Genomic DNA, 19,529 nt, shown 5'->3' with positions numbered 1-19,529 from the left:
GAGTTCGTCCAATGCGTACCGTCATCCTCGCCGCCGCCGCCGTCCTGGCCCTGTCGTCGCCCGCCCTGGCCCAAAGCGGGCAATCCCAGAACGGACAATCCCAGAATGGCCAGGGCGGCTGGGGCGGCGCGCTCGACCAGCTGAACCGCGCCGTCAACCCCAACGCCTATCCGCAGGACCGCGACGGGCGCGCGGCGGACGAGCGGGACGTCAACCGCGATGCGAACCGTGATGGCCGCCGCTATGAAGGCTCGTCGGGCAACCGCCGCGGCAACGCCTTCAGCGACTATTCCGACCGCGACCTGCGCAGCCAGTATGACCGGCTGGGCGAGGAGCAGCGCCAGCTCCGGCAGAACCGCCGCGCCATCGAGGACGAGATGGAGCGCCGCGGCATCAACCGGTAAGCAAAACCGGCCGTCAAGGGCCGGCCGTCAGGGCTTGTAGCAGCGGGCCATGTCTTCCGGGTTGCCCATCGCTTCGCACTGGAAGCCGTTGGAGAAGCGGAAGCGCAGCGGGCCGGTCTTGCGGACGCTGACCACCGGCTTCTTCCCCGCATCCTGGAATTCCACCCAGGCGGAGCTGTCGAAGCGGGTCTGCAACCCGTTGCTCAGCTGCACGCGGCCCTGACGGTCCTTGATCACCTGGATGCCGGTGTTGAACAGCAGGTTCGGACCGTCGGGCTTCGCCGATAGCCCGTTGGTGCAGTTCACCCCCTCCGGCTTGACCGCGACGCATTCGTAGGCGTTCGGCTGGCTGGCGGTGAGAACCATGGCGTAGATGGCGATCTCCAGGACATTCATCGGCATCGGCGTGCACCAGCGGGAAGGCGGCGGGGTTTTTCGTCTTACCGGCCATCTGGTTACGAAAGAGATAATGTCGCGCCCGCGGTTGAATCTTGCGTGGATCGCCTGCCGATCCGGCGCGATGACGGCTTTCGTGCTGCCGCCGGGCCGCTGCGGCCATCCGTCGCCGTGACATGACGGGTGCAGCGCCCCGGTGCCTGGACTTGCGCGCCCCGGACCGGTAGAAGCGGTGGCATCGGCCATTTCTTCAACGACGGGGGGCGGGCGCAATCCCATGACGTTCCAACAGCGTTTGATCCTGCTGGTCACCGGTCTGGTGCTGCTGGCGGTTGCGGCGGTCACCACGACGATGGCCTGGACGACGCGCGCCGCCCTGACCGAACGGATCGAGACGGAGGCGCGGCTGGCCGCCGGCCTGCTCGCCCGCGGTGCCGCCCAGTCGCGCGACATCCCGCAGGACGTCGACGCCCTGCTGTCGGAACGCTTGCTGTCGGAAGCGACGCTGACCGCGCATCTGGTGGCGCTGGCCGAAACCGCGAAGATGGCGCCGCGCGCCATCAACGACCGGCTGAAGCAGATCGCCGAGGCCGGCGGCCCGGACGAGATGTGGATCACCGACAACCGCGGCCGCGCCTATCTGCACAATCTGCCCGGATCCGATCCGCTGTTCGGCCAGGATGCCAAGGGCGGCCCGCGCCACGGCGCCTATGTCGGCCTGCTGAACCGTTCCCCGGCGTCGGTGGTGTCCGAACCGGCGATGGAGAACGGCAAGCTGATGAAGTTCGCCGGGGTGGCCGGCGTCGACAAGCCGCGCATCGTGCAGGTCGGCGCCGACCTGCGGCGGCTGGGCGACCTGCTGCGCAAGTCTGGGGCCGAGGGTCTGGTCGACGGGCTGATCGCCACCCGTGCCGTGGAGGCGGCTTGGCTGCTCGACCGCGACGGCCGGGTGCTGGCCCGCGGCGCGGTGCTGGCCGACGGCGCGTCGCTGTCCGACGCCGACACCGCCGCGGCCAAGGCGCTGCCGCCCGGCGGCGACGTGGCCGTCCGCGTGTCGGGCAACGGCCTGCTGGCGCTGGCACCGATCAAATATGCCGGTCCCGGTCCCGCCGCCGCTTCCGGGGCCGCCCTGCCGACGGTCGCCGCGGTGCGGGTGGCCTATACCGACCCGGGCGCGATGCTGAGCCGCCAGCTGAAGATCGGTGGGCTGGTCGGCATCTTCGTGCTGGCGCTCGGCGTCTATGCCTGCCTGCGCTTCGCCCGCGACCAGATGGCCCCGGTGGAGCGGCTGAGCGAGGCGGTCAAGGCGGTGGAGGCCGGCCGCTTCAACCCCCTGACCCTCAACGAGGCCGCCGACCGCGACGACGAGTTCGGCCGGCTGTCGCGCGTCTTCCGCCGCATGGCGATGGAGGCGAACGCGCGCGAGGAGACCCTCGACGCCCAGCTGGTCATGCGCGGGGCGGAGCTTGAGACCAAGAGCGAGAAGCTGGCCGCCGCCGAACAGCTGATCGAGGAGGAGCAGCGCGCCGCCCGCGACGTGCAGTCCGGCCTGCTGCCGCGCCAGCTGCCGGTCAGCCGCGACAGCCAGTTCTACGGAATCCTGGTGCCCGGTCATGCCGTCAGCGGCGATTTCTACGATGTGGTCGAGCTGGACGAGCGCCACAGCCTGCTGGTCGCCGCCGGCGTGTCGGGCGGCGGCGTGCCTGCCGCCTTCCTGATGCTGATGGTGCGCGGCGCCATCCGCGAGGCCGCCCGCCCCGGCGTCGGCCCGGCCGCCATCCTGACCCATGCCAACGAGCGCCTGTGCGGCGAAAGCCCCTTCAACGGCTTCGCCACCGCCTTCGTCGCCGTCTATGACCGCGCCGCCGGCACGCTGGTGCACGCCTCCGCCGGCCATCGCGGTGCCGCCCGCGTCGCGACGGACGGTGCTGTGCAGTTCCTGTCCGAGGCCGGCGGCCAGCCGCTGGGCGTGCGCCGCGGCGCCCCCTACAGCGAAGCGACCGCGCTGCTGACCCAGGACGAGACGCTCTTCCTGTGCACCGACGGCGTGCTCCACTCCGTCGACGGCCATCGCGAGCCCTTCGGCGAGGCCCGCCTTGCCGCGGCGCTCGCCCACAGCCGCGGCATGTCCGCCCGCGACCGCACCGAGATGGTTCTGCGCACCGTGCAGGCGCATGTCGGCGCCGATGGCATCCTTGCCGGGGATCTGGTCTGTCTGGTCATGCGCCGCCTGCTGCCGGTGACGGAGACGGCCGAGGCGGTCTGAGACCACGGCTATCTGAAGCGGGAGCGTCGGCTGGCGGCGCTCCCGCCCGAACCCTACGTCTTCTTCCGCCGCGCGCCCTCCCGCGCCCGCGCCGCGGTCTCGCGCTCCAGCCTTTCGCGCAGGAAGGCCAGCACCGCGGCCTCCTCGCCGCTCAGCCCGGCCAGATCGTCGCGCAGCTCCGCCTCCACCTCCTGCTTGAGCGAGGCCAGCAGGCCGCCCTCCAGATAGGCGTCCAGCACCTCGGGATGGACGTAGCTCTTGCGGCAGACGCTGGGGGTGTTGCCCAGCCGGGTGGCGACCTGTTCGATGGCGCGGGTGACGTTGCGCTTGGCGGCGCTGGCGCTGTCGAAGCTCTCGAACTCCCGCAACGCCATGGCGGCCAGCACCGTGCCGGCCCAGGTGCGGAAATCCTTGGCGGTGAAGTCGGCACCGGTCGCCTCGCGCAGATAGGCGTTCACGTCGCCGGAGGTCACGGCGTGGTGCTGGCCGTCGCGGTCGAGATACTGGAACAGCTCGTCCCCCGGCACATCGCGGCAGGCGGCGACGACGCGGGCCAGCCGGCGGTCCTTCAACGCGACGTTCCACTCCTTGCCCGACTTGCCCTTGAAGGAGAAGCGGACCTCCGTCCCCTCGATCTCGGCATGGTCGTCGCGCAGGGTGGTCAGGCCGTAGCTGCGGTTCTCGCGGGCATAGGCCTCATTGCCGACACGGATCAGCGTGGTTTCCAGCAGCCGTACCACCGCTGCCAGCACCTTCTCCCGCGGCAGGCCGCGCCGGCCGAGGTCGGCATCCACCCGCTCGCGCAGCTTGGGCAGGGCGTGGCAGAACTCCACCATGCGGCCGAACTTGGTGCCCTCGCGCAGCTCGGTCCAGCGCTGGTGGTAGCGGTACTGCTTGCGCCCCTTGGCGTCGCGGCCGGTCGCCTGGAGATGGCCGTCCGGATCGGGGCAAATCCAGACATCCTTGTAGGCCGGCGGGATCGCCAGCTTGCGGATGCGCGCCAGCGTGTCCTCCTCCGTCACCTGGGTGCCGTCGGGCCACAGGAAGCGGAAGCCCTTGCCGTAGCGCCGCCGCCGGATGCCGGGCGTCTCGTCGGAGCTGTAGGCCAGCCCGGCGCAGGCGGCCTCCTGTTCGGGGGAGGGGCCGTCCTGATCGGATGCGGCATCGGATGTGGCGCCATCGGGCGGGGGGAGGGGGCTGTCCATATGGCCAACAACGGCCGGAACGGGCGTTGGTTTCCGCTACCCCCTTCGGGGAGGGTTTCTTCGCAGTTGCAAAAACCGTACTGTTGCGACGCAAGAGCCCCCAAGATCCCAACCCATCCCCGACCCGATTCCGATTGGAGCGCCAGACCATGGACCGCAAGCCGGACGAGACGATTCTGACCGCCCATCTGCCGAACCTGGAAATCCAGATCCGGCACCGCGAGGCCGGGGAGGATGGGGCGGAGGTCATCGCCATCCAGCTGCGCGCCACGCCGTCCTTCGACGCCGTCGCCGGCATGCTGGCGCCCGCCATGATGAACCCGCTGCTGCTGGCCGGCCCCGCCTTCGGTGCCCGGACAGGGCAGTGGACAGGGCAGGGCGGCGCCGACCCGATGGGGTCGGCCGCGGCCGATCTGTGGCTGGCGCCGATGCGGCTGTGGGGCGAGATGGTGCGGCAGGCCTGGGCGCCCTGGCTCCAGGCGGGCCCCTGGGGCCAGGGCGGTTCGGCGCCGCGGCGCTGACGGAATCGGCCGTCAGGTCCGGGAGCACCATGTGAAGAAGGTCTCGCTATCCCGGGGCCCGGCAAGCGCCCGCAGATAGGCCGGCTTCCAGACATCCTTGAGGAAACCCTCCATCCTGGTGGGCAGCGGGCTGCGGCTGTCATGGAACCGCACCCGCCGGCTGTTCAGCGCGTCCAGCGTCAGGCTGTCGTCGAGCCAGCGGTCCGGCGTGCCGAACCTCTCCCGAAACCGGGCTTCGACCTCCAGCCGGTTCCGGTCGACGAAGCGATACTCCACTGGCCGGCCGATCTCCCGGGCGATGAGGGCCGCCACCTCGGGCATGGTGAGATCCTCCGACCCGACCTCGCGGACGACGCGGTGCTGGCCCGTCGGGTTGGTCAGTTCCCGGGCGGCCAGCCCGGCGATGTCCTGCGTCGCCACCCAGGGCAGGGCCACATCGGGCTGGAGCGACCAGCCGATCCGGCCATGATGTGCGACCCCATCGGCGAAGAACAGCATGTTCTCCATGAACCAGCCGGCACGCAGATGCACGAGGTCGATGGCGTCGAGCTGGTTCAGCGTCCGGTCCAGATGGTGGAAGCTTTCAAAATGGCCCGTGCTGCCGCCGACTTCCGATCCGATGGCGGTCAGGCTCACGGCCAGCCTGACCGGAGAGCCGCGGAGCGCATCGACGAAGCGCCGGGCGACCGTCGGATAATGCCCGTGAATGTTGGTCCAGTCGGTCTTCACCATCAGGAAGGCGGCATCGGCGTCCTGGAAGAACTCGCCGAGATCTCCGGTGCCGGTGTCGAAACTTCCCAAAAACGGCTCCGCTCCGGCCGCGACCAGGGCGTCGAGGGCCGGACCGCCTCTCGACAGGGCCTTTACCTGATGCCCGGCGCCCAGCAGGGTGCGGGTGAGCGGGGCGCCGATCCTTCCGGTCGCGCCGACGACGGCAATGCGCATGGCAATCTCCAATGGGGGTCAGCTGTTCGGGGTCGCACCCTGTGGATGGGCGACCGCGCTGTCGTGCCCCAGTGATAGCGGATTGCCGTCCGCATGAATTTGGAGATAATGCCATATGATCTCCAAAACAGGCCATTCAGCGTCCCAGCCGGCGTCCCAGCCGGCATCCCGCTCGGCATCCCGCTCGGCGTCCCCATCGGCGACGGGGCCGCGTCCCTGCATCGACGACTTCGACTGCGACTCCGACCGCCCGGACCGTCCGGCGGTCGCCCTGCATCTCGACTTCAGCGATTACGAGGCCGAAGTGCCGCAGCACAGCCACCGGCAGGGCCAGCTCATCCTGGCCTTGCACGGTGCCGTCACCTGCACGACGGCGAACGGCCTCTGGCTCGTTCCGCCGGATTGCGGGGTGTGGATTCCGGGCGGCGTCCCGCACAGCAATCAGGTCACGCCCAACGCCCGCCTGTCCTACCTGTTCGTCGAACCCGACGCGGCAGTGTTGCCGCGCGAGTGCTGCACGCTGTCGGTGTCGCCGATGCTCCGCGAGATGATCCTCCGCTTGGCCGACGTGCCGGACGGCTACGACCCGGACGACCACACCGGCCGCCTCGTGCGGGTCCTGCTGGACGAGCTGGCGCTGATGCCGAGGGAGGGGTTGAGGCTGCCGGTGTCCGGCCACCCCAAGATCGCCATGATCGCCAGGGCGCTGACGGCGGATCCGGGCGACCGCCGCACGCTGGCCGGCTGGGCCGCGCATGTCGCCATGAGCGAGCGGTCCCTGAAGCGGCTGATGGTCCAGGAAACCGGGCTGACCTTCGGCCAGTGGCGCCGCCAGCTCCATCTGGTCGTCGCGCTGCGCGACCTCGCCGGCGGGGCGACGGTCCAGCGGGTGGCCGGCGACCTGGGCTACGAGTCCGTCACCGCATTCATCGTGATGTTCAAGAAGGCGATGGGGACGACGCCGACAGGCTACTTCCGCACCGGCGCCGGCCGCGTCGACACTCCCGGCGGGGCCTTTCCGGCTGCGGGCCGGGGAAGCCCGGCCGCCTGACCCAGGGTGTGCCGTTGCCTCACGGCCACTTCACCTCGGGCGGCAGGCTCATCAGGATCGCCTCGGTGTTGCCGCCGGTCTTCAGGCCGAAGGTGGTGCCGCGGTCATAGAGCAGGTTGAACTCGACGTACCGGCCGCGGCGGACCAGCTGGTGTTCGCGCTGCTCGGCGGTCCAGGGCCGGTTCATGTGCCGGCGGACCAGGGCGGCGTAGCTGTCGAGGAAGGCGGTGCCGACGTCGCGGGTGAAGGCGAAATCCGCCTCCCAGTCGCCCGACTCGAGGTTGTCGAAGAAGATGCCGCCGACGCCGCGCGCCTCGCCGCGGTGGGGCAGGTAGAAATAGCGGTCGCACCATTCCTTGTAGCGCGGGTAATAGTCGGGGTCGTGCCGGTCGCAGGCGGCGCGCAGGCCGGCGTGGAAGTCGGCGGTGTCCTGCTCGTCCTCCATCATCGGCGTCAGGTCGGCGCCGCCGCCGAACCAGCCCTTGGTCGTCACGATGTGGCGGGTGTTCATGTGGGTCGCCGGGACCAGCGGCGAACGCATGTGCGCCACCAGGCTGATGCCCGCCGCCCAGAATTCGCCGGTCTCGGCAGCACCGGGGATGTTGGCGCGGAATTCCGGGCTGAAGGTGCCGTGGACGGTCGAGATGTTGACCCCGACCTTCTCGAACACCCGGCCCTTCATCACCGACATGGTGCCGCCGCCGCCCTCGCCGCCGGCATGGTCGGGGCGGGTCCAGCTCCTGCGCTCGAACCGGCCGGCGGGCAGCTCGGCATGGGTGCCGGTCAGCTCGTCCTCCAGCGCCTCGAACGCCGCGCAGATGCGGTCGCGCAGGTCCCGGAACCAGGCGGCGGCACGGGCCTTGCGCTCTTCGACGGTGCTGGAGTCGGTTGTCATGGCGATGGCATTTCCGGCTGTGCGGGAGCGGTGGAAACAAGTGCGGCAGTCTGCCGACCATCCAATGCGGCAGTCTGCCGCAAGGCCTCACCCAACACCATCGCCGCGCTGACCGCAACGTTCAAGGAGCGGGCGGGCGGCACCATCGGGATCACCAGCCGGGCGTCGGCGGCCTCATGCACCTCGTCCGGCACGCCGGCGCTCTCGCGGCCGACCAGCAGGCGGTCGCCGGGGGCGAAGCGGAAATCGGTGTAGGGGATCGCCGCCCGCGTGGTCAGCAGCACCAGCCGGCCGCCCTGCGGTGCGGCGCGGTACGCGGTCCACGAGCTGTGCCGGGTCCAGTCGAGATGGTCGAGATAGTCCATCCCGGCGCGGCGCAACCTTCGGTCATCCAGCACGAAACCGCAGGGTTCGATCAGATCCAAAGCCACCCCCAGCCCGGCTGCGAGTCGCATCAGGGTCCCGGCGTTCTGCGGAATGTCGGGTTCGAACAGCACAAGGCGCAACGCGGGCCTTGCCTCGAAGTGTTTGTTTTGCATACAAATGTTCTTGCCCCTGTACACGCGACAAATTGTCTCCCGGCCAAGGACTTTTCAAGATGTCGACGCGACGGTATACCGCAGCGCAGAAGCTGGAGATACCCACTCCGGACCGATGCGGCGTGCCTGAGGGTTTTTCCTTCGGCGGGCGGGCGTGCCGTGTCATGCATAAAAATGGTCCATCGGTCGTCCGGCGCGGGCAAAGGGCGTCGGGCATGCCTTGAGGAGAAACAGGCTTATGGCTCAGACCACGCATCCGCCCGGGACGGGTGGCCACGCGGCCTCCAGCGGCGAGGGGGGTTCCCGCCGCGATTTTCTGTATCTTGCCACCGGTGCGGTCGGTGTCGTCGGGGCCGCCTCGGCGGCCTGGCCCTTCATCGACAGCCTGAACCCGGCGGCCGACACCCTGGCGCTTGCCTCCATCGACGTCGATCTGGCCCCCGTGGCCGAAGGTCAGGCGATCACGGTCACCTGGCGCGGAAAGCCTGTCTTTGTCCGCCACCGCACCGCCGAGGAGATCGAGTCCGCCAAGAAGGTCAATCTGGGCGACCTGCGCGACCCGGTTGCCGACGATGCCCGCGTGAAGAAGCCTGAATGGCTGATCGTCATCGGCATCTGCACGCATCTGGGCTGTGTGCCGCTCGGGCAGAAGGTCACCGATCCGCGCGGCGACTACGGCGGGTGGTTCTGCCCCTGCCACGGCTCGCACTACGACACCGCTGGGCGCATCCGCAAGGGCCCGGCCCCCGCCAACCTTGTCCTTCCGACGTACGCCTTCACCGGCGATACCAAGATCCGGCTCGGTTAACGCGGCCCAACGGTTCTGGAGACCCCCGAGATGGCTCAGGCTCAAGCCACCAAGTTCAAGAATCCGGTCGTGAACTGGATCGACAGCCGCCTGCCGATCTTCACGATGCTGGATCACGAGTACAACCATTACCCGATGCCGCGGAACGTCAACTATCTGTGGGCGTTCGGTGCGATTGCCGGCATCATGCTGATGATCATGATCGCCACGGGCCTGTTCCTGGCGATGCAGTACTCGTCCCACACCTCGCTGGCCTTCGATTCGGTCGAGCGCATCATGCGCGACGTGAATTACGGCTGGCTGATCCGCTACGTGCACGCCAACGGCGCGTCGATGTTCTTCATCGCCGTCTACATCCACATGTTCCGCGCGCTCTATTACGGCTCCTACAAGGCCCCGCGCGAGATCCTGTGGATCCTCGGCGTCATCATCTTCCTCGTCATGATGGGCACCGCCTTCATGGGCTACGTGCTGCCCTGGGGCCAGATGAGCTTCTGGGGTGCCACCGTCATCACGAACCTGTTCTCGGCCTTCCCCATCGTCGGCGACCCCATCGTCACGCTGCTGTGGGGCGGCTTCTCGGTCGACAACCCGACGCTGAACCGCTTCTTCGCGCTGCACTTCCTGCTGCCCTTCGTCCTGCTGGGCCTGGTGATCCTGCACACGGCGGCGCTGCATGTCTGCGGCTCGAACAACCCGCTCGGCATCGACCCGAAGGGCCCGCAGGACACCGTCCCGTTCAACCCCTACGTCACGCTGAAGGACGGCTTCGCAGTGGTGATCTTCATGATCATCTTCGCGGTGTTCGTGTTCTTCATGCCGAACTACATGGGCCATCCGGACAACTACATCCCGGCCAACCCGCTGGTGACCCCGGCGCACATCGTGCCGGAATGGTACTTCCTGCCCTTCTACGCCATGCTGCGCGCGATCCCGGACAAGCTGGGCGGCGTGCTGGCGATGTTCGGCTCGATCGCGCTGCTGGCCTTCCTGCCGTGGCTCGACCGCTCCAAGGTCCGCAGCTGCAAGTTCCGCCCGGTCTACCGCCAGTTCTTCTGGATCCTGGCCATCGACGCCCTGATCCTGGGCTATGCCGGCGCCATGCCGGCCGAGGGTTCCTGGCTGGTGATCGCGCGCATCGGCACCTTCTACTACTTCTTCCACTTCCTGGTCCTGCTGCCGGTGCTGGGCAAGCTGGAGCGCACGCGTCCGCTTCCCAACAGCATCTCCGAGTCCATTCTGAAGGGCGGGGGCAGCATCGCCGCCGGCGCCCATGCCAAGCCGATGGAGAAGGCCTGATGCGCGCGTTGAAGACTGCAATCCTCTCGGCGGCGCTGGCTCTCGGCATCGCCGGGGCCGCGCAGGCCTCCGAAGGCGTGCACATCCCCAAGCAGACCTGGGCGCATGCGGGCATCTTCGGCACCATCGACAAGGCGGCGGCGCAGCGCGGCTTCCAGATCTACAAGGAAGTCTGCTCGGCCTGCCATTCCATGCGTCTGGTGCCGATCCGCACGCTGGCCGGCATCGGCTTCAAGGAAGACGAGCTGAAGGGCATCGCTTCCGGCTACGAGGTGCAGGCCGGCCCGAACGACGCCGGCGAGATGTTCATGCGTCCGGGTCTCCCGGCCGACCGCTTCCCGTCGCCGTTCGCCAACGACCAGGCGGCCCGCGCGTCGAACAACGGCGCCCTGCCGCCGGACCTGTCGCTGATGGCGAAGGCCCGCGTCGGCGGCGAGGATTACCTCTACGCCTTCCTGACCGGGTTCGAGGAGCCGCCGGCCGACGTCCATGTGATGCCCGGCATGAACTACAACAAGGTGTTCCCCGGCCATCAGGTCGGCATGCCGAACATCCTGCAGCCCGACGGCGTCACCTTCGCCGACGGCACCAAGGCGACGGTGGAACAGCAGGCGCACGACGTGGCGACCTTCCTGACCTTCGTCGCGGAACCGCACCTCGATGCCCGCAAGCAGATGGGCGTCAAGGTCATCCTGTTCCTGTTGGTGCTGGCCGGCCTGATGTACGCCGCCAAGCGCAAGCTGTGGAGCACGCTGCACTGAGCCTGACGGTTCGGGTGACGTGATTTAGGACATGGACAGGGCGCCCCGACGGGCGCCCTGTTCTTTTTGGGGAGTGTGTCGTCGGGCGACACAAGGCAAGGCGGAGAAGACAATGGTGGACAGTCTGATCGACGAGATCGTCGATTTCTGGTTCGACGAGGCGATGAAGCCCTATTGGTTCCGCAGGTCGGCCAGTTTCGACCGCGCGGTGGCCGACACGCTGGGCCCGCATTACGAGGCGGCGGCCCGCGGCGACTACGACCACTGGATGGAGGATGTCGACGGCTGCATCGCGCTCTGCGTGCTGCTCGATCAGGTGCCGCGCAACATGTTCCGCGACGACCCGCGCGCCTTCGCCACCGACGCCAGGGCGCGGGAAGCGAGCGAGCATGCCGTCGCCAACGGCTTCGACCTGGAATGCACCGCCGACGAGCGGACCTTCCTCTATCTGCCCTTCGAGCATCACGAGGACATGGGCAGCCAGGAGCGCTCCGTCGCGCTGTTCACCGAACGGGTGGGCGACGAGACGACGATCCGCTACGCCCAGCGCCACCGCGAGATCATCGAACGCTTCGGCCGCTTCCCCCACCGCAACGCCCTTCTCGGCCGCGCGAGCACGCCGGCGGAGGAGGCGTTCCTCAAGGAGCCCGACTCTTCGTTCTGACGATGTGAGGTCAGGCCGGCAGCGACATCAGGCAGGCTGGGGCGCCAGCCAGCGTTCCAGCGCGGCCAGCAGGTCGGCGCGGCGGACCGGCTTGGTCAGATAGTCGTTCATCCCGGCCGCCAGGCAGCGGATGCGGTCCTCGGGCTGGGCGTTGGCGGTGACGGCGATGATCGGGATGCGCGCCCGGTCGTCGGCCAGCCGGCGGATGGTGGCGGTGGCGGTGGCGCCGTCCATGTCGGGCATCGCCACGTCCATCAGCACCGCCTCGGGCGGCACCGGCGCCTGGGCGACCGCCTCCACCGCCTCCGCCCCGCCATTGGCGGTCTCGACCGAGAAGCCGGCCTTGGCGAGCAGCCCGGCCACCACCATGCGGTTGGTGGCGCTGTCGTCCACCACCAGCAGCCGGCCGCCGCGCGACCGCGCCCAGTTCATCAGAAGCTCGCCGTCGGTGGTGCGGGAGGGCAGGGCCGCCGGCATGTCGAGCACGGCGCGCCGCGATCCGTCGGCCTCCTCGGTCACGCTCATCTGCGCGCCCAGGGCGGCGAGCAGGCGGCGCATGAAATCCTTGTTGAACCCGTCCTCGCACTTGGCCTCGTAGCGGCCATGCAGCTCGGCCCGGAAGACGACCGAATCCTCGCCGGCCGGCTGGGCCGACAGCCGCAGGCCGAGCCGGCCCGGTGCTGCGCTGGCGATGGCGCTCGCCGCCAGCGCGTTGCACAGGCTGCTGACGGTCTCCGCATTGCCGATCAGGCGCGGCGGCGTGCCGGTCAGGACGCCGACATCCAGGGTGATTCCCCGCCCCTGCGCCAGGGCCGTGGTGGAAACCGCCAGCATGCGGGCCATCGCTTCCGGAGCGAATGCCGTCCCCCTGTGGTGGGGGACGTGATGCAGAATGTCACCGTTCATGGCCCGCCATTGGCAAAATGCAAAGCAGCTTGCATCGATCGGGTCAGAAAAGGACCGAGGTCCGTGCTCCGGCCGATCTTGCGACCAATTCTCAGCAAGTTGCGGGCCAGCGGCGCATCATTTCGCAAGCCGCACGCGGCAAACAGCGTTATTCTGTCGTGACATACTTGGGTAAGCCGACCAGGCTGCGTCGACCGACGCCGGAGAAGTGGCTGTATGGCAGATTCGATGTCGGGGAGAGCGGCAAGGCGGCTGCTGCAAGGTCTGGCGGTCCTGACGGTTCCGGTTCATCTCCTGATTGCCGCGGCGGCCTATGGCGCCGAGAGCGCCGGCGGAAGCGTGACCTACTGCGCCGACCCCGACTGGCCCCCTTACGAAACCATCACCGCCGACGGCAGGCACCAGGGGATCGCCGCCGACCTGCTGGCCCTGGTGTCGGAGCGTTCCGGGGTCGCGCTCACCCCGCTGCCGACCCGCGACTGGGAGGACAGCATGGCGGCGGTGCGGGACGGGCGCTGCCGCTTCCTCAGCTTCCTGAACCGGACGCCTAAGCGGGAGGAATGGCTGGCCTTCACCGAGCCGATGTTCGTCGATCCCAATGTGCTGGTGACGCGGGAAGGCCACGATTTCATCGCCGACCTATCCGCCCTCGGCGGCGAGACGATGGTGCTTCCCAAGGGAACCTCGACCGAGGAGCGGGTGCGCCGCGACTTTCCCGACCTGCGCATCGTCGTGGTCGACAGCGAGGCGGAGGCCTTCGCCATGGTGTCCCGCGGCAAGGCCGACATGACGCTGCGGTCGCTGACCGTCGCCGTCTTCACCATCAAGACGGCCGGCTGGTTCAACCTGAAGGTCGCCGGCCATCTGCCGGGCTATGAAAACCTGCTGCGCATCGGCGTCCGCCGGGACGAGCCGGAGCTGCTGGCGGCGCTGGACCGCGGCGTCCGGACGATCTCGGCCGCCGAACGGACCACCATCGCCAACCGGCATGTCGCCATCCAGGTGCAGTCGCCGCTCGATCTTTGGACGCTGGCGAAACTGCTCGCCATCCCGGCGGCGGTCATCCTGACCAGCCTGTTCTGGATCGTGACGCTGATGCGGGTGAACGAGCGGCTGCGGGTGCAGTCGCGCACCGACGTGCTGACCGGGCTTGCCAACCGCAGCCATCTGAACGAGGTCTGCCGTGCGGAGATGGAGCGCGCCGCCCGCTACGGCAGGCAGATGTCGATCATCCTCGTCGATCTTGACCACTTCAAGCAGGTCAACGACCGCTATGGCCATGTCTTCGGCGACCAGGTGCTGATCGAGTTCGCCGCACTGGCCCGCAAGGCGCTGCGCGCCACCGACACGGTCGGCCGCTGGGGCGGCGAGGAATTCCTGATCCTGTGCCCGGAGGCCAGCCCGGAAGCGGCCTTCGCCATGGCCGAGCGGCTGCGCCGGACGATCCGCGGCTATGACTTCTCCAACGGCCACCGGCAGACCGGCAGCTTCGGCGTCGCCGGAGTCCGCGACGGCGACAGCATCGACCGCCTGCTGATCCGGGCCGACAACGCGCTGTACCGGGCGAAGGACGAGGGGCGCGACCGCGTCGTCCTCGACAGCGACGACAGCGGCGGCGACGGCGGTGGCCAGCCCGGCAGGGCGTTCAGCCGGACGGCATGTCCGGCGGGTTGAACAGGTAGGGTACGAAGCTGCGGTGATGCTCGTTCACCCGCAGCTCGCTGCCGATCGGCGGGAAGGCGCGCTGCTGGCAGTCGGTGCGCTCGCACAGGCGGCAATTGACGCCGATCGGCACGGCGGCCTTCAGGTCGGTGATGTCGATGCCGGCGGCATAGACCAGCTCCGGCGCGTGGCTCGCCTCGCAGCCCAGCCCGACGGCGAATTGCCGTGACGGCTTCAGATAGGCGCCGCCGCGCTTGGTCACCGTGCGGGCGATGCTGATATAGGCGGTGCGGTCGGGCATCTGGGCGAACTGCACCAGGATCTTGCCGGGCTGGGCGAAGGCGTCATGCACGTTCCACAGCGGGCAGGCGCCGCCGAAGCGGGCGAAGTGGAAGCGCGTCGCCGAATGGCGCTTGGTGATGTTGCCGGCCATGTCGACCCGGACGAAATAGAAGGGCAGGCCGCGGGCGCCCGGCCGTTGCAGGGTGGACAGCCGGTGGCAGACCTGCTCGAAGCTTGCGGAAAAGCGGCTCTGCAACTGCTCCACATCGTGGCGCAGCGCGCGGGCCTGGGCGGCGAAGGCGCGGTAGGGCAGCACCAGCGCCCCGGCGAAATAGTTGGCGAGCCCGACCCGGCAGATCGACCGCGCATCCTCGCTGGAGAATTTCGCCTGCTCCACCAGATCGTCGATCTGGTCGCCGAACTCCAGCAGCGCGATCTGGTTCGCCATGTGGAAGGCGCGGCTGGAGCTGGTCAGCAGGGCCGACAGCCGCAGCGTGCCGGTGGTGGCGTCGTAGCTGCGCATGGCGGTGTCGCCCGCCTCGTCGGCGACGATCTTCACCCGCACGTCGTGGCGGCGCTTCAGATAGGCGGCCAGCTCGTTCAGCAGCGACCCGGAATGGATCTTCTCGGTGTCCCACAGCCGCTCCGCCGCCTCGTCCAGCGGACCGATGTAGTTGTTGCAGTAGTGGAAATAGTCCCGCACCTCCTCATAGGGAAATTGCGGTCCGGCGAAACTGTCACCCTGTTCGCTGTTGGACAGGCTGTCGGTCAGCGACTGCACCCGCTCATGCAGCTTCTGATAAGCCTGATGCAGGCTGAGCACCCGGCGGGCCAGTTCCGGGCTCGATCCCACCACGCTGCGCAGTTCCGCCGCGGTCAAGGGTGCGCCGGCGAACAGCGGGTCGGCCAGCGCCTCGCGCAGGTCGGAGACCAGCCGGCTGTCCTCGTCCTCCAGGAAGGCGGACAGCTCCAGCTCGAAGGTGGCGGCGATCCGCATCAGCACCGGCAGGGTCAGCGGGCGCTGGTTGTTCTCCAACTGGTTGAGATAGCTGGGGGAAAGCTCCAGCGTCTTGGCGAGCGACGCCTGGGTCAGGCCGCGCTGTTCGCGCAGGCGGCGCAGCTTGTAGCCAAGGAACAGCTTCTTTTGCATGCGTATAAAATCCTGCCCGGCGGCGGCCTTGGAAATCAGCCGTTCTTCGCAATCTTAGCAAGCGCAAAGCGGCATTTGCAAAGGGCTTCGCAACTTCGCACCTTTTTGCGAAGAGGCTGTTTGAAGCGCTGCGAAGTTTGTGAATAATCCGCGGCGTTCCGGTGAATGAGTGCGTCGCTAGGCGCCGGGGCAGGGACCGTCACTGCGATGCCACATAATGGGAACGCCCGATGCAAGACATTCTGGCCAAGTTGGAGTCCAAGCGCGCCGCGGCGCGGCTGGGCGGCGGTGAGAAGCGCATCGCCGGCCAGCACGCCAAAGGCAAGCTGACCGCGCGCGAGCGGATCGACCTGTTCCTCGACGAAGGCTCGTTCGAGGAGTTCGACATGTTCGTCGAACACCGCTGCATCGACTTCGGCATGGAAAACCAGAAAGTCCCGGGCGACGGCGTGGTCACCGGCCACGGCACCGTCAACGGCCGCCTCGTCTTCGTCTTCAGCCAGGACTTCACGGTCTTCGGCGGCGCGCTGTCCGAAGCGCATGCCGAGAAGATCTGCAAGATCATGGACCAGGCGCTGAAGGTCGGCGCCCCCGTCATCGGCCTGAACGATTCGGGCGGCGCCCGCATCCAGGAGGGTGTCGCCTCGCTCGGCGGCTATGCCGAGGTGTTCCAGCGCAACGTCGATGCCTCGGGCGTCATCCCGCAGATTTCCCTCATCATGGGGCCGTGCGCCGGCGGTGCGGTGTACTCGCCGGCCATGACCGACTTCATCTTCATGGTGAAGGACAGCTCCTACATGTTCGTCACCGGCCCCGACGTGGTGAAGACCGTCACCCACGAGGTCGTGACCGCCGAGGAGCTGGGCGGCGCCGTCACCCACTCCACCAAGTCGGGCGTGGCCGATCTGGCCTTCGAGAACGATGTCGAGGCGCTGCTCCAGCTGCGCCGCTTCGTCGATTTCCTGCCGTCGTCGAACCGCGAGAAGGCGCCGGTCCGTCCCTGCGCCGACCCGCTCGACCGCGAGGATTTCTCGCTCGACACGCTGGTGCCGGAGAACCCCAACAAGCCCTACGACATGAAGGAGCTGATCCTCAAGATCGTCGACGAGGGCGACTTCTTCGAACTCCAGCCGGAATACGCCAAGAACATCCTCATCGGCTTTGCCCGGATGAACGGCTCCACGGTCGGCATCGTCGCCAACCAGCCGATGGTGCTGGCCGGCTGCCTCGACATCGACAGCTCCAAGAAGGCGGCGCGCTTCGTCCGCTTCTGCGATGCGTTTGAAATCCCGATCCTGACCCTGGTGGACGTCCCCGGCTTCATGCCCGGCACCAGCCAGGAATATGGCGGCATCATCAAGCACGGCGCCAAGCTGCTGTACGCGTACGCCGAGGCGACCGTGCCGAAGGTGACCGTCATCACCCGCAAGGCGTACGGCGGCGCGTACGACGTGATGTCGTCCAAGCATCTGCGCGGCGACCTCAACTATGCCTGGCCGTCCGCCGAAATCGCGGTGATGGGCGCCAAGGGCGCGGTGGAAATCATCTTCCGCAGCGACATCGGCGACGCCGAGAAGATCGAGGCGCGTACGGAAGAGTACAAGCAGAAGTTCGCCAATCCCTTCGTCGCCGCGTCGCGCGGTTACATCGACGACGTGATCATGCCGCACGGAACCCGCCGCCGCATCACCAAGGCGCTGTCCATGCTGAAGAACAAGCAGCTCCAGACCCCCTGGCGCAAGCACGACAACATTCCGCTGTGAGGGCCGGCAGCATGTTCGAGAAGATCCTCATCGCCAACCGTGGCGAGATCGCCTGCCGCGTCATCCGCACGGCACGCCGCATGGGCATCAAGACCGTCGCGGTCTATTCCGACGCCGACAGGAACGCGCTCCATGTCGAGATGGCCGACGAGGCCGTCCATATCGGCGCCGCCCCATCCGCCCAGAGCTATCTGCTGATCGACAGGATCGTGGAGGCCTGCAAACAGACGGGCGCCCAGGCCGTCCATCCCGGCTACGGCTTCCTGTCGGAGAAGCGCGAGTTCCAGGAGGCGCTGGCGGCCGCCGGCATCGCCTTCATCGGGCCGGACGCCCACGCCATCCAGGCGATGGGCGACAAGATCGAGTCCAAGAAGCTGGCCAAGGCCGCCGGCGTCTCCACCGTCCCCGGCTATCTCGGCGTCATCGCCGACGACAGCGAGGCGGTGACCATCGCCCGCGACATCGGCTATCCGGTGATGATCAAGGCCTCGGCCGGCGGCGGCGGCAAGGGCATGCGCGTGGCCTGGAACGACGAGGAGGCGCGCGAGGGCTTCCGCTCGGCCACCAACGAGGCGCGCTCCAGCTTCGCCGACGACCGCGTCTTCGTCGAGAAGTACATCCAGCAGCCGCGCCACATCGAAATCCAGCTGCTGGCCGACGGGCAGGGCACCTGTCTGTACCTGCACGAGCGCGAATGCTCGATCCAGCGCCGCCACCAGAAGGTCATCGAGGAGGCGCCGAGCCCGTTCCTCGACCCCGCCACCCGCAAGGCGATGGGCGAGCAGGCGGTGGCTCTGGCCAACGCGGTGCAGTACAAGTCGGCCGGCACGGTCGAATTCATCGTCGATGCCGAGCGCAACTTCTACTTCCTGGAGATGAACACCCGCCTTCAGGTCGAGCATCCGGTCACCGAGCTGATCACCGGCCTCGACCTCGTCGAGCTGATGATCCGCGTCGCCGCCGGCGAGAAGCTGACGCTCCGCCAGGAGGACGTGCAGCTGAACGGCTGGGCCGTCGAGGCCCGCGTCTATGCCGAGGATCCCTTCCGCAACTTTCTGCCCTCGACCGGCCGCCTGACCCATTACCGGCCGCCGGCCGCCGGCCCCCATGTCCGCGTCGACACCGGCGTGTTCGAGGGCGGCGAGATCTCGATGTATTACGATCCGATGATCGCCAAGCTGTGCAGCTGGGGACAGACGCGCGACGAGGCCATCGCCGAAATGCGCGAGGCGCTGGACCAGTATTACATCCGCGGCGTCAGCCACAACATCCCGTTCCTGGCCTCGCTGATGGCGAACCAGCGCTTCGTCGACGGGCGGCTGACCACCAACTTCATCGCCGAGGAGTATCCGAACGGCTTCCACGCCTCGGACCTGCCGCCGGAAGACCCGGCGGTGCTGGTCGCGGTTGGCGCGGTGATCCACCGCAGCCTGAACGACCGCGACATCCAGATCTCCGGCAAGATGCCCGGCAACAAGGTGACGGTGCGCGACGACTGGGTGGTGGTGCTGGACGGCACGCAGCATCCGGTGCACCTGCATCCGGCGGACAGCGCTGCGCAGCGCATCGGCTACACCGTCGATGTCGGCGGCACGCACCACACGGTGCGGAGCGACTGGCGGATCGGCGAGCCGCTGTTCCGCGGCACGGTCAACGGCACGGCTGTCTGCGTCCAGATCGACCGCGTCGGCATCGGCTATCGCCTTCACCACAGCGGGTCGCAGGCCATCGTCAAGGTGCTGACGCCGAAGGCGGCCAAGCTGGACGCCCTGATGCCGGTCAAGGCGCCGCCGGACATGTCGAAGTTCCTGCTGTCGCCGATGCCGGGCCTGCTGGTGTCGCTGTCGGTGTCGGAAGGCCAGGAGGTCAAGGCCGGCGAGGTGCTGGCCGTGGTCGAGGCGATGAAGATGGAGAACATCCTGCGCGCGTCGCAGGACGGGACGGTCGCGAAAATCCACGCAGCCCCGGGCAGCAGCCTGGCGGTCGATCAGAAGATCGTGGAATTTGCCTGA

Annotated in this window: 18 protein-coding genes; 11 read left to right on the top strand and 7 right to left on the bottom strand. The window is 68.2% G+C overall.

The genetic code is table 11. The features are described 5' to 3' along the window. Nucleotides 1-11 precede the first annotated feature (11 nt). Nucleotides 12-404 (top strand): hypothetical protein, encoded by a 393-nt coding sequence (locus TSH64_RS04100; RefSeq protein WP_109095675.1) that lies wholly within the window; start codon nucleotides 12-14, stop codon nucleotides 402-404. A gap of 27 nt (nucleotides 405-431) precedes the next feature. Here TSH64_RS04100 and TSH64_RS04095 read toward each other — a convergent pair whose 3' ends face one another. Then, on the bottom strand, nucleotides 432-806 hold the full coding sequence (locus tag TSH64_RS04095) for a hypothetical protein (protein ID WP_109095674.1): 375 nt from the start codon (nucleotides 804-806) through the stop codon (nucleotides 432-434). 271 nt (nucleotides 807-1,077) lie between these two features. Between TSH64_RS04095 and TSH64_RS04090 the strand changes: the two genes are divergently transcribed. After that, on the top strand, nucleotides 1,078-3,066 hold the full coding sequence (locus tag TSH64_RS04090; RefSeq protein ID WP_109095673.1) for a SpoIIE family protein phosphatase: 1,989 nt from the start codon (nucleotides 1,078-1,080) through the stop codon (nucleotides 3,064-3,066). Nucleotides 3,067-3,119: 53 nt separating this feature from the next. Here TSH64_RS04090 and TSH64_RS04085 read toward each other — a convergent pair whose 3' ends face one another. Next, a complete protein-coding gene (locus tag TSH64_RS04085; RefSeq protein ID WP_109095672.1) occupies nucleotides 3,120-4,271 on the bottom strand; it encodes a DNA topoisomerase IB in 1,152 nt (383 codons plus the stop codon). Between the two features lie 149 nt (nucleotides 4,272-4,420). Here TSH64_RS04085 and TSH64_RS04080 point away from each other — a divergent pair, with 149 nt between their 5' ends. Then, nucleotides 4,421-4,792, top strand: coding sequence for a hypothetical protein (locus tag TSH64_RS04080; RefSeq protein ID WP_109095671.1), 372 nt, complete (start codon nucleotides 4,421-4,423; stop codon nucleotides 4,790-4,792). A gap of 12 nt (nucleotides 4,793-4,804) precedes the next feature. On the opposite strand, the gene TSH64_RS04075 is transcribed toward TSH64_RS04080, so the two are convergent. Continuing rightward, nucleotides 4,805-5,737 (bottom strand): NmrA family NAD(P)-binding protein, encoded by a 933-nt coding sequence (locus TSH64_RS04075; protein ID WP_109095670.1) that lies wholly within the window; start codon nucleotides 5,735-5,737, stop codon nucleotides 4,805-4,807. Between the two features lie 115 nt (nucleotides 5,738-5,852). On the opposite strand from TSH64_RS04075, the gene TSH64_RS04070 reads away from it, so the two are divergent. Beyond that, entirely contained in the window at nucleotides 5,853-6,788 is a 936-nt protein-coding gene (locus TSH64_RS04070) for a helix-turn-helix transcriptional regulator (protein WP_109095669.1), read from the top strand. Between the two features lie 19 nt (nucleotides 6,789-6,807). Here the strand turns inward: TSH64_RS04070 and hemF are convergent, their stop codons facing one another. Together hemF and TSH64_RS04060 are read right to left on the bottom strand one after the other, a co-directional pair. Next, nucleotides 6,808-7,683, bottom strand: coding sequence for an oxygen-dependent coproporphyrinogen oxidase (hemF, locus tag TSH64_RS04065; protein ID WP_109095668.1), 876 nt, complete (start codon nucleotides 7,681-7,683; stop codon nucleotides 6,808-6,810). Next, nucleotides 7,680-8,189 (bottom strand): tRNA (cytidine(34)-2'-O)-methyltransferase, encoded by a 510-nt coding sequence (locus TSH64_RS04060; RefSeq protein ID WP_109095667.1) that lies wholly within the window; start codon nucleotides 8,187-8,189, stop codon nucleotides 7,680-7,682. The genes hemF and TSH64_RS04060 overlap by 4 nt, the downstream gene beginning before the upstream one ends. 271 nt (nucleotides 8,190-8,460) lie before the next feature. Between TSH64_RS04060 and petA the strand changes: the two genes are divergently transcribed. The 4 genes from petA (at nucleotide 8,461) to TSH64_RS04040 (ending at nucleotide 11,754) form a co-directional block, all read left to right on the top strand. Next, entirely contained in the window at nucleotides 8,461-9,030 is a 570-nt protein-coding gene (petA, locus tag TSH64_RS04055; RefSeq protein WP_098738145.1) for a ubiquinol-cytochrome c reductase iron-sulfur subunit, read from the top strand. Nucleotides 9,031-9,060: 30 nt separating this feature from the next. Continuing rightward, a complete protein-coding gene (locus TSH64_RS04050; RefSeq protein ID WP_109095666.1) occupies nucleotides 9,061-10,329 on the top strand; it encodes a cytochrome b/b6 in 1,269 nt (422 codons plus the stop codon). Then, the gene (locus tag TSH64_RS04045) at nucleotides 10,329-11,090 is read left to right on the top strand and encodes a cytochrome c1 (protein ID WP_109095665.1); all 762 of its coding nucleotides are present in this window, start codon (nucleotides 10,329-10,331) and stop codon (nucleotides 11,088-11,090) included. The genes TSH64_RS04050 and TSH64_RS04045 overlap by 1 nt, the downstream gene beginning before the upstream one ends. Nucleotides 11,091-11,202: 112 nt before the next feature. Beyond that, nucleotides 11,203-11,754, top strand: a complete 552-nt coding sequence (locus TSH64_RS04040; protein ID WP_109095664.1) for a DUF924 family protein — start codon at nucleotides 11,203-11,205, stop codon at nucleotides 11,752-11,754. A gap of 27 nt (nucleotides 11,755-11,781) precedes the next feature. Here TSH64_RS04040 and TSH64_RS04035 read toward each other — a convergent pair whose 3' ends face one another. Beyond that, complete coding sequence (locus TSH64_RS04035; RefSeq protein ID WP_109095663.1) at nucleotides 11,782-12,660, bottom strand: response regulator; 879 nt, start codon at nucleotides 12,658-12,660, stop codon at nucleotides 11,782-11,784. A 216-nt stretch (nucleotides 12,661-12,876) separates the two neighbouring features. Here TSH64_RS04035 and TSH64_RS04030 point away from each other — a divergent pair, with 216 nt between their 5' ends. Continuing rightward, the gene (locus tag TSH64_RS04030; protein ID WP_109095662.1) at nucleotides 12,877-14,334 is read left to right on the top strand and encodes a diguanylate cyclase; all 1,458 of its coding nucleotides are present in this window, start codon (nucleotides 12,877-12,879) and stop codon (nucleotides 14,332-14,334) included. On the opposite strand, the gene TSH64_RS04025 is transcribed toward TSH64_RS04030, so the two are convergent. Then, entirely contained in the window at nucleotides 14,306-15,754 is a 1,449-nt protein-coding gene (locus TSH64_RS04025; RefSeq protein ID WP_109095661.1) for a short-chain fatty acyl-CoA regulator family protein, read from the bottom strand. The two genes, TSH64_RS04030 and TSH64_RS04025, sit on opposite strands and share 29 nt — an antisense overlap. Nucleotides 15,755-15,984: 230 nt before the next feature. On the opposite strand from TSH64_RS04025, the gene TSH64_RS04020 reads away from it, so the two are divergent. After that, nucleotides 15,985-17,517 carry an acyl-CoA carboxylase subunit beta gene (locus TSH64_RS04020; RefSeq protein ID WP_109095660.1) on the top strand — a complete coding sequence of 511 codons (1,533 nt, stop codon included), beginning with the start codon at nucleotides 15,985-15,987 and terminating at the stop codon, nucleotides 17,515-17,517. An 11-nt stretch (nucleotides 17,518-17,528) separates the two neighbouring features. Next, nucleotides 17,529-19,529, top strand: coding sequence for an acetyl/propionyl/methylcrotonyl-CoA carboxylase subunit alpha (locus TSH64_RS04015; RefSeq protein WP_109095659.1), 2,001 nt, complete (start codon nucleotides 17,529-17,531; stop codon nucleotides 19,527-19,529).

This window comes from Azospirillum sp. TSH64 (assembly GCF_003116035.1).
Lineage (GTDB): Bacteria > Pseudomonadota > Alphaproteobacteria > Azospirillales > Azospirillaceae > Azospirillum.
This window is presented reverse-complemented; position numbering and strand designations above follow the sequence as displayed.

What these genes read in the sequence shown, in the direction of transcription:
- TSH64_RS04100 (WP_109095675.1), top strand. Translation starts at nt 12, where the DNA reads ATGCGTACCGTCATCCTCGCCGCCGCCGCCGTCCTGGCCCTGTCGTCG.
- TSH64_RS04095 (WP_109095674.1), bottom strand. Translation starts at nt 806, where the DNA reads ATGCCGATGAATGTCCTGGAGATCGCCATCTACGCCATGGTTCTCACC.
- TSH64_RS04090 (WP_109095673.1), top strand. Translation starts at nt 1,078, where the DNA reads ATGACGTTCCAACAGCGTTTGATCCTGCTGGTCACCGGTCTGGTGCTG.
- TSH64_RS04085 (WP_109095672.1), bottom strand. Translation starts at nt 4,271, where the DNA reads ATGGACAGCCCCCTCCCCCCGCCCGATGGCGCCACATCCGATGCCGCA.
- TSH64_RS04080 (WP_109095671.1), top strand. Translation starts at nt 4,421, where the DNA reads ATGGACCGCAAGCCGGACGAGACGATTCTGACCGCCCATCTGCCGAAC.
- TSH64_RS04075 (WP_109095670.1), bottom strand. Translation starts at nt 5,737, where the DNA reads ATGCGCATTGCCGTCGTCGGCGCGACCGGAAGGATCGGCGCCCCGCTC.
- TSH64_RS04070 (WP_109095669.1), top strand. Translation starts at nt 5,853, where the DNA reads ATGATCTCCAAAACAGGCCATTCAGCGTCCCAGCCGGCGTCCCAGCCG.
- hemF (WP_109095668.1), bottom strand. Translation starts at nt 7,683, where the DNA reads ATGACAACCGACTCCAGCACCGTCGAAGAGCGCAAGGCCCGTGCCGCC.
- petA (WP_098738145.1), top strand. Translation starts at nt 8,461, where the DNA reads ATGGCTCAGACCACGCATCCGCCCGGGACGGGTGGCCACGCGGCCTCC.
- TSH64_RS04050 (WP_109095666.1), top strand. Translation starts at nt 9,061, where the DNA reads ATGGCTCAGGCTCAAGCCACCAAGTTCAAGAATCCGGTCGTGAACTGG.
- TSH64_RS04045 (WP_109095665.1), top strand. Translation starts at nt 10,329, where the DNA reads ATGCGCGCGTTGAAGACTGCAATCCTCTCGGCGGCGCTGGCTCTCGGC.
- TSH64_RS04040 (WP_109095664.1), top strand. Translation starts at nt 11,203, where the DNA reads ATGGTGGACAGTCTGATCGACGAGATCGTCGATTTCTGGTTCGACGAG.
- TSH64_RS04035 (WP_109095663.1), bottom strand. Translation starts at nt 12,660, where the DNA reads ATGAACGGTGACATTCTGCATCACGTCCCCCACCACAGGGGGACGGCA.
- TSH64_RS04030 (WP_109095662.1), top strand. Translation starts at nt 12,877, where the DNA reads ATGGCAGATTCGATGTCGGGGAGAGCGGCAAGGCGGCTGCTGCAAGGT.
- TSH64_RS04025 (WP_109095661.1), bottom strand. Translation starts at nt 15,754, where the DNA reads ATGCAAAAGAAGCTGTTCCTTGGCTACAAGCTGCGCCGCCTGCGCGAA.
- TSH64_RS04020 (WP_109095660.1), top strand. Translation starts at nt 15,985, where the DNA reads ATGCAAGACATTCTGGCCAAGTTGGAGTCCAAGCGCGCCGCGGCGCGG.
- TSH64_RS04015 (WP_109095659.1), top strand. Translation starts at nt 17,529, where the DNA reads ATGTTCGAGAAGATCCTCATCGCCAACCGTGGCGAGATCGCCTGCCGC.